The sequence below is a fragment of the Streptomyces griseochromogenes genome (assembly GCF_001542625.1).
Lineage (GTDB): Bacteria > Actinomycetota > Actinomycetes > Streptomycetales > Streptomycetaceae > Streptomyces > Streptomyces griseochromogenes.
Genome location: NZ_CP016279.1, coordinates 4228575 through 4244651 on the forward strand (window position 1 = coordinate 4228575; position 16077 = coordinate 4244651).

The following is a 16077-nucleotide window of genomic DNA, read 5'->3' on the forward strand; positions in this document are numbered from 1 at the left end:
GCATGCGTCTGCCCCACCAGCGCGGCCCGCTGCACGACCTGCCGGACACCCAGCAGGCCTACGACGCCGTCCTCGCCGATGTCACCGAACAGGCCCTCGCCCGCATGACACCCGAGGGCAGCCTCGAACACCCCGACGCCCACGACGACATCGGCGACACCTCCCTCGGCATCACCTCCCTGCTCGCCCTCGCCTGGCAGCGCGGCAAGGATCCCCGGTTGCCGGAAGCCGTGCGCCGCGGCCTCGCCTTCCATCTGCGCGAGCGCGTGTACACCGAGGACAACCCCGGCTACCCGAACCTCCGCATCACCAACTGCGGCCTGCCGTACGCCCGTTACGTGCTCGAAGCGGGCGCGCACCCGATCGGCGACTGGCCGAGCACGGTGTGGGCGCTGCTCCAGGCGGTCAACGTCCTGGACGCGGCAGACGGTCTTCTCGGCGACGACCGGCGAGCCGAGCTCACCCGGGTGGCGCGCGGCTACTGGCACTGGCTGACCGAGGCGACCTTCTTCAATCCGCAGGAGGCGGGCAACCAGGCCATCGGCTGTGTGGTCGGCGGTCTGATGCTGGCCCGCCATCTGCCCGACGGCGAGGGCGAGCTGGTCCGCTCCCACGCGCTCGCCCTGTACGCCGAGGAGATCCGCGCCCACCGGGTCCGCGACCGGGGAGCCCTGCTGCCGCCCGAACACGGCGGGGCGTACGACAACAACTACGGCCCGATCTCCCTGTCCTTCCTCGCCCAGGCCCACCGGATCAGCGGCGAGAAGGCGTTCGCCGAGGACGGCGACACGCTCGCCCGCTACCTCGACGCCCGCCTCACCAGCGGTGGCTTCGACATCGGCGGCCCCCGCTACAGCGAACAGCACTCCGGCTTCGAAGCCGTCCTGGGCCTGAGGTACTTCGGCCGGCGCGTCGGCGCCGACCTGGGCCGCTACCGGGGCGATTCCCGCTGGGGGCGGCACGCGGTCCAACGGGACGGGCGGATCGACGGACACTTCGCCTTCATGCTGGTCTGGCAGATCCGGGACACCACCCGCTGGCACCGCGCCCCGGCCATCGCCCCCGCCCGCCACCAGCTGCGCTCCGGCACGGTCTCCGTCGCCTTCGACAGCCGGATGACCCCCTCGCTCATCGAGGCCGCGGGCACCTACTACCTGCCCGCGGCCGTACGCCGTCAGCACGGGTTCGGTCCGGTCACCGACGGTTTCCTGCTGTGCCGTCCCATGGGCGAGGTGCGCGTACGGGACGTCCGCGCCGGCCGCCTCGCCGCCAAGCTGGTCACCAAGCCGGTCGTCGGCGGCGACCAGGTGCTGCGCCACGTACGGTCGTTGTACGTCACCGACGGCATCAGCCTGTGGGTGACGGTCGCCGTCGAGCGGCTCGACGGGGCGCCCTATCTGCTGTCCGGGCTGCCGTACGCGGCCGACGACGGCGACCGGGTGCGCCGCGTCGCCGAGGGCGAGGTCTCCTCCGCGGGCGGGCTGCGCCTGACGCATCCGGCCGAGGCGGGCCCCGGCCACTTCGATGCGCGCGCCGAACTCACCCAGGAACAGGCGGCGTTCGCGCTCGCCGCCGATCCGCGCGGGTACGGCAACCCCGACGAGGGCTGGCGCCACCTGGTCGCCTCCAGCGCGCTGGAGGCCGATCCGGCGCCGGGCGCCCCCGAGGGGCTGCACGTGTTCGCCGTACGGTACGGGCCGGGCGGGTCCTTCGCGCCCCTCTTCGAGAACGGCGAGCAGGGGCTGACGGTGCGCACGGAGGCGTTCACCGCCGTGCTCGGGGCCCCGGCGGGCGATGCCTTCGGCGAACCCGCTCTTACGCTGAGCGCCTGAGCGAGGGCAGCGCGGCGGGCGGCACCACGAGGTCCGCCCGCTCGCGCGTCGTCGCGATCAGATCGGCGTTGCGCTGGTCCGTGCCCAGCACCCAGGCCACGGCCGCCTCGTGGTCCTTGCCGAACTCCTCGTGCCGGGCGACGAGCCGGCGGATCCGCTCCTCCTCGTCGATCACGCAGAACCAGACCTCGTCCAGGCACGGCCGCACCCGTGCCCACGAACCCTCCTTCAGGAGAAGGTAGTTGCCCTCGGTCACCACCAGCCGGGCGGCCGGCCCCACCGAGATCGCGCCCGCGAGCGGCTGCTCCAGCACTCGTTCGAACCCCGGCGCGTACACCACCTCGTCCGGCTCCTCGCGCAGCCTGCGCAGCAGCGCCGCGTACCCGGCCGCGTCGAAGGTGTCCGGCGCGCCCTTGCGCTCCCGACGGCCCAGCCGCTCCAGCTCGGCGTCGGCCAGATGGAAACCGTCCATGGGGACGTGCGCCGCCCAGGGCGGACCGCCGGCGTTCAGGGCGTGCACCAGGTGCTCGGCGAGCGTGGACTTGCCCGCGCCGGGGCTGCCCGCGATACCGAGGACCGCGCGCCGTCCGCCCCGGACGAGGGCGCGGGCACGGGTGAGGAGATCGTCGAAGGTCAGCGGCACACAGCAGAGTGTGTCACCCCGCGTCCGCGCACCATGTGGCGCGCGCCACTCACTGGAAGCCGCCCGGTGGGGGAACAGTGCTGGGTATGACTGAGCTCGGTCTGCCCGACACCATCCTGGCCTGTCTCTTCGACCTCGACGGGGTCGTGACCAAGACGGCCGTCGTGCACGCGGCCGCCTGGAAGGAGACGTTCGACGCGTTCCTGAGTGACTACGACGGCGCGCAGGGACGGCCCTTCGACGAGGTCTCCGAGTACGACGAGTACGTCGACGGACGGCCGCGCGCCGACGGCGTGCGCGCCTTCCTCGCCTCGCGCGGCATCCACCTGCCCGAGGGCACCCCCGGCGACCCGCCCGACGCCCGCACCGTGCACGGCGTCGGCAACCGCAAGAACGACCTGCTCCTGGAGAAGATCCGCACCGGCGGCGTGGAGGCCTACGAGGGCACCCTGCGCTATCTGGAGGCCGTCCGAGCGCACGGCCTGCGCACCGCGATCGTCTCCTCCAGCGCCAACTGCCGGGACGTGCTGCGCGCCGTCGGTGCCGAGCATCTCTTCGACGTGCGGATCGACGGCGTGGTCGCCGCCGAGCGCAACCTGCCGGGCAAGCCGCACCCCGACACCTTCCTGGCCGCCGCGCGCGACCTCGGCGTCGAGGCGGCCCGGGCGGCCGTCTTCGAGGACGCGCTGGCCGGCATGGACGCGGGCCGGACGGGCGGCTTCGGACACGTCGTCGGCGTCGACCGCGTCGGCCAGGCCGACGCGCTGTACGCGCACGGTGCGAGCGTCGTCGTCAAGGACCTCGCCGAGCTGGGAGGCAAGCGGTGATCACCCACCGGTCGTACACGGTCGAGCCGTGGACCGTGCGCGAGACGGAGCTGAACCTCGACGTGCTCGCCCAGAGCGAGTCGGTGTTCGCGCTGTCCAACGGGCATGTCGGCTGGCGCGGCAACCTGGACGAGGGCGAACCGCACGGCCTGCCCGGCAGTTACCTCAACGGGGTGCACGAGGCGCACCCGTTGCCGTACGCGGAGGCGGGCTACGGCTATCCGGAGTGCGGGCAGACGGTCATCAACGTCACCAACGGCAAGATCCTGCGGCTGCTGGTGGACGACGAGCCGTTCGACCTGCGCTACGGCCGGCTCGTCAGCCACGAGCGCGTACTGGACCTGCGCCGCGGGGTGCTGGAGCGGACCTGCGAGTGGACGTCCCCGGCCGGCTCCACGGTCCGGGTACGCTCGACCCGGCTGGTGTCGCTCACCCAGCGGGCGGTGGCCGCCGTGGCGTACGAGGTGGAGGCCGTCGGCGGGCGCAGCCGGGTGGTGATCCAGTCGGAGCTGGTCGCGAACGAGCAGCTGCCCGGCTCGAACGGCGACCCGCGTGCCGCCATGGCGCTCCAGTCGCCGCTGGAGCACGAGGACCACTTCGCCTCCGGCAACCGGCTGCGGCTGGTGCACCGCACCCGGCGCAGCGGCCTCAGGGTCGCCGTCGCCGCCGACCACGTGGTCACCGGTCCCGGGCGGACCACGAACCGCAGCGAGAGCGGGACCGACGCGGCCCGGCTGACCGTCACCTCCGTCCTGGAGCCGGGGCAATCGCTGCGGGTGGAGAAGCTGGTCGCGCACGGCTGGTCCGGCGCCCGCTCGCTGCCCGCGATGGCCGACCAGGTCGACGCGGCCCTCGCCGCCGCCGCGCACGACGGCTGGCAGGGTCTCCTGGACGACCAGCGGGCCTGCCTGGACGACTTCTGGGCCCGCGCCGACGTCGAGGTGGACGGCGACGAGGAGATCCAGCAGGCCGTACGGTTCGCCCTCTTCCACGTCCTGCAGGCCGGAGCCCGCGCCGAGCAGCGGGCGATACCCGCCAAGGGGCTGACCGGCTCCGGCTACGACGGGCACGCCTTCTGGGACACCGAGATGTTCGTGCTGCCCGTCCTCACCCACACCGCACCCGACGCCGTCGCCGAGGCGCTGCGCTGGCGCTACAACACCCTGGACGCGGCCCGCGAGCGCGCCGCCCAGCTGGGGCTCGGCGGGGCGGCGTTCCCCTGGCGCACCATCCAGGGCTCCGAAGGGTCGGCGTACTGGCCGGCCGGCACCGCGGCCTTCCATGTGAACGCCGACATCGCCGACGCGGTGGTCCGCTACGTCGAGGCCACCGGCGACACCCGCTTCGAACGCGAGGCCGGCGTGGAACTGCTCGTGGAGACCGCCCGCCTGTGGCGGTCGCTGGGCCACCACGACCACCACGGCGTCTTCCACATCGACGGCGTCACCGGCCCCGACGAGTACAGCGCCGTCGCCGACGACAACACCTACACCAATCTCATGGCCCGCCAGAATCTGCTGGCCGCCGCCGACGCCGTCGAGCGGCACCCGCGCGAGGCGGAACGGCTCCGCGTGGACGAGGAGGAGAGCGCGGCCTGGCGGGACGCGGCAGAGGCCATGCACATCCCCTACAACGACGAACTCGGCGTCCACGAACAGCACACCGGATTCACCCGCTACCAGCGCTGGGACTTCGCGGGCACCCGTCGCGACCAGTACCCGCTGCTGCTGCACTTCCCCTACTTCGACCTCTACCGCAAACAGGTGATCAAGCAGGCCGACCTGGTGCTGGCCATGTACACCTGCGGCGCCCACTTCGACGACGAACAGGTCGCCCGCAACTTCGCCTACTACGAGCCCCTGACCGTGCGCGACTCCTCCCTGTCCGCCTGCTGCCAGGCCGTCATCGCCGCCCAGGCGGGGCATACGCGGCTCGCCCACGCCTATACGGCCGAGGCGGCCCTGATGGACCTTCAGGACCTGGAGCACAACACCCGGGACGGGCTGCACATCGCCTCCCTGGCCGGGACCTGGATGGCGCTGGTGGCGGGGTTCGGCGGCATGCGCCGTACCACCGGGGAGGGAGCCGGGCCGAGCTTCGCGCCCCGTCTCCCGGAACGGCTCAGCCGCCTCGCCTTCCGCCTGCAGTTCCGCGGCCGCCGGCTGAGGGTGGAGATCGCCGCGGACAAGGCGTCGTACACGCTGCTGGACGGGGAGCCGCTCACGCTGCACCATCACGGCGAGCCGCTGACGGTGAGCACCGACGAGCCCGCCGTCCGCTCCGTGCCGCCGGTCAGCCCCCGCCAGGATCCCGAGCAGCCCGCGCACCGGGCCCCGAACACCGGCTGACCGTCAGCTCAGCACCCCGGACAGCAGACCGAGCAGATCGCCCGTCGCATCCGCGGCGAGCAGCGCCGCGAAGACGCCCAGGGCGAGGACGACCGCCGCCGCGGACCACAGCTGCGGCGGCGGGCTCGTCTGGAGCGCCGCGATCCGGCGGGAGACGGCACGGTCGGTGAAGTGGAGAGCGCACGCCGGGCGGGCCCGGCCGGAGATGAGCGCGGCGCGGGCCAGGGTGCGGGCGGTGGCCCGCCGGTCCCCGACGGCGGCCGCCGCCTGCTCGTCGGCCCAGCGTTCCACGAGGAAGACCACGGCCGAACGGACCGGTACGAGCAGCGGGTTGGCCGCCGCGGCGAGCGTGGCCGCGGTCACCAGCGGCCCGTGCCGGTGCGCCAGATGCGCGCGCTCATGGGCGAGCAGCACCCGCCGCTCGCCCGGTTCCAGCGCGCTCAGCATCGCGGAGGTGACCAGGATCCGGCCCGGCCGGCCCGGAATCGCGAACGCCTGCGGCACCTCGGAGGCGGCGACGATCAGCTCGGTGTCCGCAGGGTGTCCCGCGCACAGCCGCCCGAGCGCCCGGCGGGTGCACCGCTCGGCGCGCACCGCGCGGTGCACCCGCCACACGACGACGGCCAGCGCCACGCCCGCGGCGAGGCCGATCACCTCCGGCACGGGATCCACCAGCCGGTGCCCGTCCGCGCGGGCCTCCCGGACCACCGGCGGCGCGTCCCCGACCAGCGCGGTCACCAGCAGCACCAGTGACCAGATCGTGGCCGCCGCGGTCACCACGGCCGCCGACGTCAGCACGCGCGCGGCGAGCGCCGGAGCCACCCGGCCCACGATCATCGAGGCGACGCAGGACAGCAGCAGCGACAGCAGCGGCGAGGTGTACACGTCGTACCTCATGCGCCGCCTCCGGCGAGCAGTTCGCGCAGCGCCCGTTCCTCCTCGGGACTCAGACCGGTCACGAACTGCTGGAGTGCCGCGATCGGGTCCGGACCGCGGTCCAGGGCCTCGTGCATGGCCTCGGCGGTCAGCTCCGCCGCGTTCTTCGCCGGCCGGTACGCGCCGCGCCGCCCGTCGGCGTCCCGCAGCACCAGTCCCTTGTCGAACAGACGCTTGAGGATGGTGTGCACCGTGTTGTAGGCGAGCCCGCCGCCGATCTCGGCCTGGATCTCCGCCGGGGTCAGCGGCCGTTCGGTGGCCCAGAGAGTGGCCAGCACCTCGCTCTCCAGAGCCCCGGCGCTGCGCCGCTCCATCCCGCCGCGGGACCCTGTGCCAGCCATGCCCCAACCTTACAGCGCGTAGGGCCGTGGGCCGGATGGGGTACCCGCCCGGCGAAGGGGCGCGATCCGCGCTAGTTTGGCCCTGTTTTTTCCCGGCTCCCGCCGTCTTCGGGAGTGCTTGGATGACATAGACCCTACAAGATGTAGGGTCTGGATGGTGATGATGCCGGACATGAGGCCATCTCGGTGGCGTTCCACGCCGACCGTTCCCCGGCGGCGACGAGCGGGCACAACGCCAACAGCACGGAACAGACCATCGCCCGCACCGCGCGCCACCCCCCGTGGCCACCCTGGTACCCCTGGGGCTCCCGGTCGCCCGGGGCGCCCGCTCCGGGCCGCCCGTGCCGCTCGACGACCCGCGCCTCCACCACGCCGTACCGGAGGCCGGTTCATGACCTGGCGCCATGACAGACGCCCCGGAGGCGGTCGATGACCCAGCACGCGGTACCGGAGGCGGCCCAGGACGCGCCGCGCCCCGCCGCCCCGCCGGCGGCCACTGCCCCGGACCTCTCCGTCGGCCGCCGGCAGGCCTACTGGCAAGTCCTGGTCTGTCTCGCCGTCCTGCTCGGCGTGGCCTACCTGGCCCGGCGGCACTGGCCGGTGGTGGAGACCGGGGCGCTGGGGCTGGCCGTCGCCGACCAGGGCTGGCTGCTGGCCGGCGCGGCCGCGGCGCTGGGCACCTGGGCGGCGTCGGCGCTCGCCCAGCAGGGCGCGGTCGCCCGGCGGCTGCCCGGAACGCGGCTGCTGGCCGCGCAGTTCGCCGCCTCCGCCGCGGGCCACCTGCTCCCCGCCGGGCTCGGTGCGGGCGCGGTCAACCTGCGCTTCCTGATGCGCTGCGGGCTGCCGGCGGGCCGCTCGGCCGGCGCGCTCGCCGTCAAGGCCACCGCGGGTGCCGTGGTCCGCCTCGCGCTGATCGCGGTGCTCGCCCCGCTCAGCCCGGGCCTGCTGCGCGTCCCGCACATCTCCTGGGCCGCCGTCGCCGCCGTCCTCGGCGCCGCCGTCGCGCTCGCCGCGCTGCTCGCCGGTCCGTTGCGCCCGCGCTGCCACCGCGCCCTCGCGGGCGTGCCGGCCGACATCCGCGCCGTACACGCCAGCCCGGCTCGCGCGGCCGCCCTGTGGGGCGGCTCACTGGCCTTCGCCGCCCTGCACTCCCTGGTGCTCATCGCCGTCTGCCGGGCCGTCGAACTGCCCCTGCCCCCGCTGCAGGTGACGCTGCTCTACCTCGCCGCCAGCAGCGCGGCCGCCCTGCTGCCCACCCCGGGAGGTCTCGGCTCCCTGGACGCCGCGCTGGCCCTCGCGCTCACCGCGTCCGGCGCCCCCGCCGCGACGGCCGCCTCCGCCGTCCTCGGCTACCGGCTGCTGACGATGTGGCTGCCGCTGCTGCCGGGCCTGGCGGTGCTGGCGGTGCTGGTACGGCGCAAGGCGCTGTGAGCCGGGCGGAGTTCCCGGACGTTCATGCCGGTATCCCGTGGGTCCAGGGCAGAGTTTCCCGGACGTCCGCTCCAGGTAGGAGACGGGTGTTGCCGGGCGACACACCAGAGGGGGAGCGGTATGACGGAGCATGTCAGCACGGGGCGGCCGGCAAAGGAGTTCTTCACGCCGGGGACCTCGTCGTTCACCGAGTTCCTGGCCGCGCACCGGCCCGCGCTCCTGCCCACCGCCCCGCCGTTCCCGGACGGCGCCCGCGCCGCGCCCGGCCGGTTCCCCCACGGCACCACGGTGCTCGCCCTCACCTTCCGCGACGGCGCCCTGATCGCAGGCGACCGCCGGGCCACCATGGGCAACCTCATCGCCCAGCGCGACCTGGAGAAGGTGCACCCCGCCGACGACCTGACGGCCGTCGCCTTCGCCGGTACCGTCGGCCTCGCGCTCGACATGGTGCGGCTGTACCAGGTCGAGCTGACGCACTTCGAGAAGATCGAAGGCATACCGATGACGCTGGCCGCCAAGGCGACCCGCCTCGCGGCCATGATCCGGCAGAACCTCGCCCAGGCCGTGCAGGGCCTCGCCGTCGTACCGCTGCTCGCCGGCTACGACACCACGGCGGCCGAGGGCGGGCGCGGACGCGTCTTCGGCTTCGACGCGGCCGGCGGCCTGTACGAGAAGCGGGACTTCCACGTCGAGGGCTCCGGTTCCCCGTACGCCCGCGGCGCGCTGAAGAAGCTGTACCGGCCGGGCCTGACCCGCCGGGAGGCCGCCCTGGCCGCGCTCCAGGCGCTGTACGACGCCGCCGACGACGACTCGGCGACCGGCGGTCCCGACCTGACCCGCCGTATCTTCCCCGTCGTCTCGGTCATCACCGAGGACGGCTTCGAGCGGCTGGCCGAGGCGGAGACGGAGGAACTCAGTCGCGAGACGGTCCGGCAGCGGGGAGACCGCCCGAACGGCCCGCACGCCATGCCCTGACCTCTCCCGTGCGCTCAGGATGTGTTCAGGTGTCCCGGGGCACCGTCGGGTCCCATGACGTCAGAGACCTCTCGGACCGCGGTGGCCGCCACCGGCACCACCGCCCCCGGTCTCCGGCCGCGCTGGAACAGGGTGCCCGAAGTCACCGTGTACTTCTGGGTGATCAAGGTGCTGTGCACGACGGTCGGCGAGACCGCCGCCGACCTGCTGAACGAGAAGGCCGGCCTCGGCCTGACCGGTGTGTCGCTGCTGATGAGCGCCCTGCTCGCGGTCGTGCTCGTGGCGCAGTTCCGCACCAGGGCCTACCGCCCCGCCGTGTACTGGACGGCCGTCGCCCTGATCAGCGTCGTCGGCACCCTGGTCAGCGACAACCTCACCGACGACATGGGGGTGGCGCTGGAGACCACCACCACCGTCTTCGGGATCCTCCTGGCCGTCGTCTTCGCCGCCTGGTACCGCACCGAGCGCACCCTGTCGATCCACCACGTCGACACCGGCCGGCGCGAGGCGTTCTACTGGCTCGCCGTCCTGTTCACCTTCGCCCTCGGCACCTCGGCCGGTGACCTGGTCGCGGAGAGGCTGGACCTCGGCTACTGGGTGTCGGCCGTGCTGTTCGCGGCGGCCATCGCCGCGATCGCGGTCGCCTGGTTCGCGCTCGGCCTGGACGCGGTGTGGAGCTTCTGGATCGCCTACGTCCTCACCCGCCCGCTCGGCGCCTCCGTCGGCGACTACCTCTCCCGGCCCACCGGTGACGGCGGCCTGGGCCTGGGCACCGTGGTGACCAGCGTGCTGTTCCTCGCCGTCATCGTCGGCCTGGTCGTCTTCCTGTCGGTCACCCGCAAGGACGTCACCGAGGAGCGGGCCGTACGGCAGCCCGTCTGACGGCGGGTCATCCGGCGGGCAGCGTGACCACGAACCGGGCCCCGGCGCGATACCGGGCGTCGTGGGACACCTCGCCTCCGGCGGAGCGGGCCAGGCGCCGTGCGAGCGGCAGGCCGAGGCCCGCTCCGCCGTGTCCGTCCCCGGGATCGGCGCGCTTGCCGGGCTGGAAGAGCAGGGGAGTGAAGGACTCGGGCACGCCCGGCCCGTCGTCCGTGATCTCCACGCACACCGCGTCGGGCGTCCGGCGGGCGGTGACGGCGACCCGCGTACGGGCATGGCGCAGGGCGTTGGCGAGCAGCGGGCTCACGATCCGCTCCAGCAGCGCGGTCCGCACGCCCGCCCGCAGGGGCGTCCCGTCGCCGGTGACGGTGACCCGCACCGGGCCGGGTGCGTCCAGGGACGCCACCACGCGGTGCAGGACGGGCAGGACCTCGGCGGTGCCGGGCGCCGTGGGCTGGCCGTCGCGCGCCTCGTCCAGGAGCGTGTCGCAGATGGTGCGCATCGAGCGGGCGGCCTCGGCGATGACCTCGTGGGTGGCCCGGGTCTCGGCCTCGGAGCGAGGACGCGAGCTCCACCAGTCCAGTTCGGCCACGATCCGGCTCAGCGGGGTCCGCAACTCGTGGGAGAGCTCGCCGCTCAGCTGCCGTTCGTGCCGCAGCACCGCCCGGATCCGGTCGAGCAGTGCGTCCAGCGAGGCCCCGAGCGCGGCCAGTTCGGCGGGCCGCCCCCGGGCGCCGAAGCGCTCCTCGGAGGCCACGGCACTCCACTGGGTCGCCTGGTCCGTCATCGTGCGCACCGGCCGCAGCGCCCGGCCGACGGCCAGGCGCGTGAGCGCGTAGGTGCAGGCGAGCATCACCGCGTCCAGCGCGAAGGAACCCAGCAGCATCGTCCGGGCCGAACTCCGGTACGGCGACAGGTCCAGCGTGGTGACGATCGCGGCAGCCGTCCCGGGCCCGGGCACCGGTTCGGCACACAGGCGGACCGGGTCGTGTCCGCCGACGGTGGCGCAGCCGCGCCTGCCCGCGGCGGCGAGGGTGCCGGCGGCTCGGGCTACGGCGTCCGTCCGGGTCGTCCCCGGCGGCCGTTCCAGCAGCCGGGTGCCGTCGTAGATCCACACATTGGTGTCCAGGAGCCGGTCGTTGACGGTCTCCAGGACCCGCACCCGTCCGCCGCGCGTGTCGACCGTGGTGGCCACGGCCGCCGCGCGGGTGCGCAGTTCGTCGTCGGCCTCCCGCTGGAGCCGGTGGCCGACCACGGTGTTGAAGACCACCGTGAGGATCACCATCAGCAGCGCGGCCGTGGTCAGCGCGACCAGCGAGAGCCGGCCGCGCAGGGTGCGCGGTGCGAGCGGGGCGGCGAGCCGTATGAGGCGGGAGCAGGCCGTGGCGGCGGGGAGCGTCATGCGAGCCGGTGGCCGATCCCGCGCGCGGTGCCGATGGTCAGCTCGCTGCCCGCCGTGCGCAGCTTGCGCCGCAGGCGGGTCAGGTACTGGTCCAGCGTGTTCTCGCTGACCTGCGCACCCTCCGGCCAGCCCGCCCGGACCAGCTCCCGGCGGCGCACCAGGTCGCCGCCCGCCGCCGCGAGGGCCGCCAGCAGCCGGAACTCGGTCGGTGTCAGCTCGACGCGGGTGCCGTCCACGGTGACGCTGTGACGGACGGCGTCCAGCACGAGGCCGCCCGTGGCGACGGCCGCCGGCGGGGGAGCGGCCCGTCTGAGGGCGGCCCGCAGCCGGGCGGCCAGCTCGGCCAGGTGGAACGGCTTGGGGAGATAGTCGTCGCCGCCCGCCGAGAAGCCCGACAGCCGGTCCGTCAGCCCCTGCCGGGCGGTCAGGAAGACGACCGGCCCGAGGAAGCCGTTCGCGCGCATCGCCTGGCACACGTCCCGGCCGTCCGCGTCCGGCAGGCCGACGTCGAGTACGGCGGCGGCCACGTCGGGGGTGGCGAGCCTGAGGGCGGTGGCGCCGTCGGCGGCGGACACCGTGTCGAAGTCCTCGTCGTGCAGACCGCGCCGCAGGACGTCACGCAGGGCGTGATCGTCCTCGACTATGAGGATCTTGGGGCGCATGCTTCTCCAACGTCACATCGGCTTGGTCCGGGATGAGTGCGGGGCGTGGAGCGCCGGCACCGGTGACCGGGCGCGCGGGCAGCCACCGGGCCGCCGCGCACAGCCAGGCGCCGAGCCAGCCGACGGCGAACAGCCAGCCGCCGAGTACGTCGGTGAACCAGTGCACGCCGAGGAAGACCCGGGTCAGGCCCACCCCCGCCCCCCAGCAGGCCGCCGCCAGGCACAGCGGGAGACGGCCGTGCGGGGCGCGCAGGCACAGCGCGAGGATCACCAGTCCGGCCGTCAGGGCCGCCGTGGTGGCGTGCCCCGACGGGAAGGACCAGCCGGAGGCGTGGGTCTGCCAGTCGGCGTACGGCGGCCGGGTCCGGCCGATCAGTTCCATGACGTCGTAGCGCACGCTCTGACCGGTGACGAGGCAGGCGGCGGCGAGCAGTGCGCCGACCAGCCGCTGCCGCCGGGTGCGGCCCGCGAGCAGCCCGGCCAGGACGACCAGCGCGTACGGGACGACTCCGGTGCCGGTGGCGGTCAGCCCGCGGGCCACGGCCACCGCCATCTTCGGGCGGTGGCCGGCGGACCAGGCCAGCAGGCCGTGGTCCAGGAACCTCGGTGAGTCCTTCTTGCCGGCGACGAACAGCGCCAGCACGCCGAAAGCCGTCCAGGCGCCGACCGCGGCACTGCCCGCCAGTTCCGCGACGCCCTTGCGGTTCATGAGGTCGGCAGCGGGCGCACTCTGGTGGCCGCCGGGCCGTGGCATTGTCTGAGCGGCCCGGACAGGGCCGGGCCCGGCCGGGTGCCGTCCGGGCGGCCGGGGGAGCAGCGGGCGGTGTCCACCGCGTCCCGCCGCGGCGTCCCGCCGACCGGCGAGCCGGTGGGCGCGAGGGTCATCCGCGGGCCTCCTTGGCGGCCTTGCGGGAACGCAGCACCTCCGCGGCGAGCGGGACCAGGGACAAGGCGACGATCAGCGCGATCACCGGCAGCAGATACCTGTCGATGTTCGGGACCGAGGAGCCGAGCGCGTATCCGCCGAGCGTGAGGCCGAGGCTCCACACGAGCCCGCCCGTCACCTGCCAGAGGGTGAACGTCCGTGCCGGCACGCCGAGCGCGCCCGCCATCGGGTTCAGCACCGTCCGCACCACCGGCACGAAGCGGGCCAGCACGATCGCCTTCGCGTACCCGTAGCGCTCCAGCAGTTCCTCGGCGCGCTCGGCGCCCTCGCGCAGCCGGGCCGACCGGCTGCGCGCGAGCAGCGCACCGCCCGCCTTGCGGCCGAGCAGGTACCCGCACTGCGAGCCCACCAGCGCGCCGGCGGCCGCCACGGCCAGCAGCGGTCCGAGCGAGAGGTGAATGCTCCGGTCGGACGCGCCGGTGCACAACAGGCCCGCCGTGAACAGCAGGGAGTCACCGGGCAGGAAGAAGCCGATCAGCAGGCCCGTCTCGGCGAACAGCACCACACCGACACCCATCACGCCGAAGGCGGCCAGTAGTGAGTGGGCGTCGAGCACGTTCACCGCGAGCTGCGACGACAGGTCTGAGGGATGGGCCATCGCCGCACACCCTTTCTCCGAGTTCTCCGAGCCACTTGTGACTACACATTTGTAGACCGTCTATCGAACCGTAGACGACCGGAGGGGGTGCGACGCTCCGGGGCTTTGCCTCTCCATTGCCGCTTTATGACCGGCCGACTACATCTCTGTAGTCATGATGGTCGGCGAAGGTAAGGCATGCCTTCACTAAGTGGGAGGGCAGCAAGGCATGTGGGACGACGCGTTTCCGAGTTTCCTGATCGGACTGAGGGAGGGGCTCGAAGCCGGACTCATCGTCTCCATCCTCGTCGCCACACTCGTGCGGGCCGGTGCCCGCTCCCGGCTGCCGCAGGTGTGGACGGGCGTCCTCGCCGCGATCGCCGTGGCCATGAGCTTCGGCGCGGTCCTCACCTTCACCGCCGCGTCCCTGTCCGCGACCGCCCAGGAGGCGTTCGGCGGCACCCTCAGCGTGGTCGCCGTCGCGTTCGTCACCGCCATGGTGTTCTGGATGCGCCGCTCGGCCCGCGGCCTCTCCGGTGAGCTCAAGGAGAAGGTGACCGGAGCGCTCGCGATGGGCTCCGGGGTGCTGATCCTCACCTCCTTCCTCGCGGTGGGCCGCGAGGGCCTGGAGACGGCCCTGTTCCTGTGGACCACGGCCCGGGCGGCCGGTGAGTCGGCCGGCCCGCTGACCGGTGCCGCCATCGGCCTGGTCCTCGCGGCCGGCCTGTGCTGGGGCCTGTACCGCCGGGTCCTGAAGATCAATCTGACGAAGTTCTTCACCGCCACCGGCGCCGTCCTGATCGTCATCGCGGCCGGTGTCCTCGGCTACGGCATGCGCGACCTCCAGGAGGGCGGCGTGCTGCCCGGCGGCACCTCCTACGCGGTCGATCTGTCCGGCAGCGTGGACGCCGGCTCCTGGTACAGCACGCTCGTCCAGGGCGTGCTCAACCTGACCCCGACCATGACCTGGCTGCAGGTCGCGGCCTACGTCGCCTACCTCGCCGTGGTCATGACCCTGTTCGTCCGCGGCGTCCGCACCGCCACCCCCGAGCCGTCCGCCGACCGGCCCGCGCCCGAGCCGAAGGCGGCCCGTCCGCCCCGCCGCCGGCCGGTGTGGCTGATCCCGGCCGCCGTGGTCGCCGTACCCGCCGTGATCGCCTCACTCGTCGTCGCCTTCGCCCGCCCCAAGCCCGCGGGCGACCAGACCGTCGCCGTCTCCGAGACCGAGTGCGGCAAGGGCTTCACCGCCCCCAGGCCCGGCCGGCAGACCTTCCAGATGCACAACACGGGCGGCAAGACCTCCGAGGTGTACCTGATCGACCCGGCCACCAGCGCGGTCTACGGCGAGATCGAGGGCCTGGCCCCCGGCACCACCCGCGACCTGGTCGCCACGGTCGCGGGCGGCACCTACGCCTGGCGCTGCGTGCCCACCGGCGGCAGGGCCGTCACCTCCACGGCGGTGCGGGTCAGCGGCGGCGGCGCGGCCGAGCCGGTCGTCCCCGTCTCGGAACAGGACCTCGCCGCACCTCTCCAGGCGTACAAGACGTACGTGGAGCAGGGCCTGGCCACGCTCGTCACCCAGACCCGCACCCTCGACCACGACATCGAGAGCGACGACCTCGGCAAGGCCCGCAGCGACTGGCTGACCGCCCACCGCACCTACGCCTCCCTCGGCGCCGCCTACGGCACCTTCGAGGACTTCGACCAGAAGATCGACGGGCGTCCCGACGGACTTCCGGGCGGAGTCCGGGACAAGGACTTCACCGGCTTCCTGCGCCTTGAGCACGGACTGTGGCACGGCGAACCGGCCAAGGACCTGCGCGCGCCCGCCCAGCAGCTCGCCGACGCGGCCACGGGCCTGGGGAAGGCATTCCCGGCCCAGGACTTCGACCCCGGCGACCTGCCGCTGCGCGCCCACGAGATCCTGGAGAACACCCTCCAGTTCGAGCTGACCGGCGACACCGACCAGGGCAGCGGCACCAATCTCGCCACCGCCGACGCCAACCTCGCCGGCACCCGCGAGCTGCTCACCGTCCTCGAGCCGCTGCTGACCGGCCGCGCGCCCAAGCTGCTCCCGACGGTCGACGCGGACATCGCCCGGCTGCAGAAGCTGCTCGACGCGGCCCACCACGGCGGCACCTGGACCCCGGTCGACCGGCTCGCCGCCGCCGACCGGCAGCGCGTCGACGGCGCCACCGGACAGCTGCTGGAAGACCTCGCCCCGGTGCCCGACCTCCTCGAGATCAGGAAGTCGGCCTGATGAGCGCCGCACCCA

Annotated in this window: 15 protein-coding genes; 7 read left to right on the forward strand and 8 right to left on the reverse strand. The window is 73.9% G+C overall.

Going from position 1 to position 16077, the window contains the following annotated elements; genetic code table 11:
- The first annotated feature begins 2 nt into the window (after window positions 1-2).
- Window positions 3-1832 (forward strand): hypothetical protein, encoded by a 1830-nt coding sequence (locus tag AVL59_RS17930; RefSeq protein ID WP_067305380.1) that lies wholly within the window; start codon window positions 3-5, stop codon window positions 1830-1832.
- On the opposite strand, the gene AVL59_RS17935 is transcribed toward AVL59_RS17930, so the two are convergent.
- Window positions 1816-2475 carry a nucleoside/nucleotide kinase family protein gene (locus AVL59_RS17935; RefSeq protein ID WP_067305382.1) on the reverse strand — a complete coding sequence of 220 codons (660 nt, stop codon included), beginning with the start codon at window positions 2473-2475 and terminating at the stop codon, window positions 1816-1818. The two genes, AVL59_RS17930 and AVL59_RS17935, sit on opposite strands and share 17 nt — an antisense overlap.
- Before the next feature lie 86 nt (window positions 2476-2561).
- Between AVL59_RS17935 and AVL59_RS17940 the strand changes: the two genes are divergently transcribed.
- Both AVL59_RS17940 and AVL59_RS17945 read left to right on the forward strand, forming a co-directional pair.
- A complete protein-coding gene (locus AVL59_RS17940; RefSeq protein ID WP_067305384.1) occupies window positions 2562-3302 on the forward strand; it encodes an HAD family hydrolase in 741 nt (246 codons plus the stop codon).
- A complete protein-coding gene (locus AVL59_RS17945; RefSeq protein WP_067305387.1) occupies window positions 3299-5650 on the forward strand; it encodes a glycoside hydrolase family 65 protein in 2352 nt (783 codons plus the stop codon). Before AVL59_RS17940 ends, AVL59_RS17945 begins: the two co-directional genes overlap by 4 nt.
- 3 nt (window positions 5651-5653) lie before the next feature.
- Here AVL59_RS17945 and AVL59_RS55850 read toward each other — a convergent pair whose 3' ends face one another.
- A complete protein-coding gene (locus AVL59_RS55850; RefSeq protein ID WP_067305390.1) occupies window positions 5654-6547 on the reverse strand; it encodes a M48 family metalloprotease in 894 nt (297 codons plus the stop codon).
- Entirely contained in the window at window positions 6544-6927 is a 384-nt protein-coding gene (locus tag AVL59_RS17955) for a BlaI/MecI/CopY family transcriptional regulator (RefSeq protein ID WP_067305392.1), read from the reverse strand. Before AVL59_RS17955 ends, AVL59_RS55850 begins: the two co-directional genes overlap by 4 nt.
- A gap of 429 nt (window positions 6928-7356) precedes the next feature.
- Here AVL59_RS17955 and AVL59_RS17960 point away from each other — a divergent pair, with 429 nt between their 5' ends.
- The 3 genes from AVL59_RS17960 (at window position 7357) to AVL59_RS17970 (ending at window position 10215) form a co-directional block, all read left to right on the forward strand.
- Entirely contained in the window at window positions 7357-8358 is a 1002-nt protein-coding gene (locus AVL59_RS17960; protein WP_067305394.1) for a lysylphosphatidylglycerol synthase domain-containing protein, read from the forward strand.
- Between the two features lie 120 nt (window positions 8359-8478).
- The gene (gene prcB, locus AVL59_RS17965; RefSeq protein ID WP_067305397.1) at window positions 8479-9333 is read left to right on the forward strand and encodes a proteasome subunit beta; all 855 of its coding nucleotides are present in this window, start codon (window positions 8479-8481) and stop codon (window positions 9331-9333) included.
- Window positions 9334-9387: 54 nt separating this feature from the next.
- Window positions 9388-10215 carry a COG4705 family protein gene (locus tag AVL59_RS17970; RefSeq protein WP_067305400.1) on the forward strand — a complete coding sequence of 276 codons (828 nt, stop codon included), beginning with the start codon at window positions 9388-9390 and terminating at the stop codon, window positions 10213-10215.
- Window positions 10216-10222: 7 nt separating this feature from the next.
- Here AVL59_RS17970 and AVL59_RS17975 read toward each other — a convergent pair whose 3' ends face one another.
- From AVL59_RS17975 to AVL59_RS17995, 5 genes are read right to left on the reverse strand one after another with little or no spacing between them, the layout of a single operon-like run.
- Window positions 10223-11617 carry a sensor histidine kinase gene (locus AVL59_RS17975; protein ID WP_067305403.1) on the reverse strand — a complete coding sequence of 465 codons (1395 nt, stop codon included), beginning with the start codon at window positions 11615-11617 and terminating at the stop codon, window positions 10223-10225.
- A complete protein-coding gene (locus tag AVL59_RS17980; RefSeq protein ID WP_067305406.1) occupies window positions 11614-12279 on the reverse strand; it encodes a response regulator transcription factor in 666 nt (221 codons plus the stop codon). Before AVL59_RS17980 ends, AVL59_RS17975 begins: the two co-directional genes overlap by 4 nt.
- The gene (locus tag AVL59_RS17985; RefSeq protein WP_067305408.1) at window positions 12233-12988 is read right to left on the reverse strand and encodes a phosphatase PAP2 family protein; all 756 of its coding nucleotides are present in this window, start codon (window positions 12986-12988) and stop codon (window positions 12233-12235) included. Before AVL59_RS17985 ends, AVL59_RS17980 begins: the two co-directional genes overlap by 47 nt.
- Window positions 12985-13164, reverse strand: coding sequence for a hypothetical protein (locus tag AVL59_RS17990; RefSeq protein WP_067305410.1), 180 nt, complete (start codon window positions 13162-13164; stop codon window positions 12985-12987). The genes AVL59_RS17985 and AVL59_RS17990 overlap by 4 nt, the downstream gene beginning before the upstream one ends.
- Window positions 13161-13823, reverse strand: a complete 663-nt coding sequence (locus tag AVL59_RS17995) for a DedA family protein (RefSeq protein WP_067305412.1) — start codon at window positions 13821-13823, stop codon at window positions 13161-13163. The genes AVL59_RS17990 and AVL59_RS17995 overlap by 4 nt, the downstream gene beginning before the upstream one ends.
- 208 nt (window positions 13824-14031) lie before the next feature.
- On the opposite strand from AVL59_RS17995, the gene efeU reads away from it, so the two are divergent.
- Window positions 14032-16062, forward strand: a complete 2031-nt coding sequence (gene efeU, locus AVL59_RS18000; RefSeq protein WP_067305415.1) for an iron uptake transporter permease EfeU — start codon at window positions 14032-14034, stop codon at window positions 16060-16062.
- The last annotated feature ends 15 nt before the right edge of the window (window positions 16063-16077 follow it).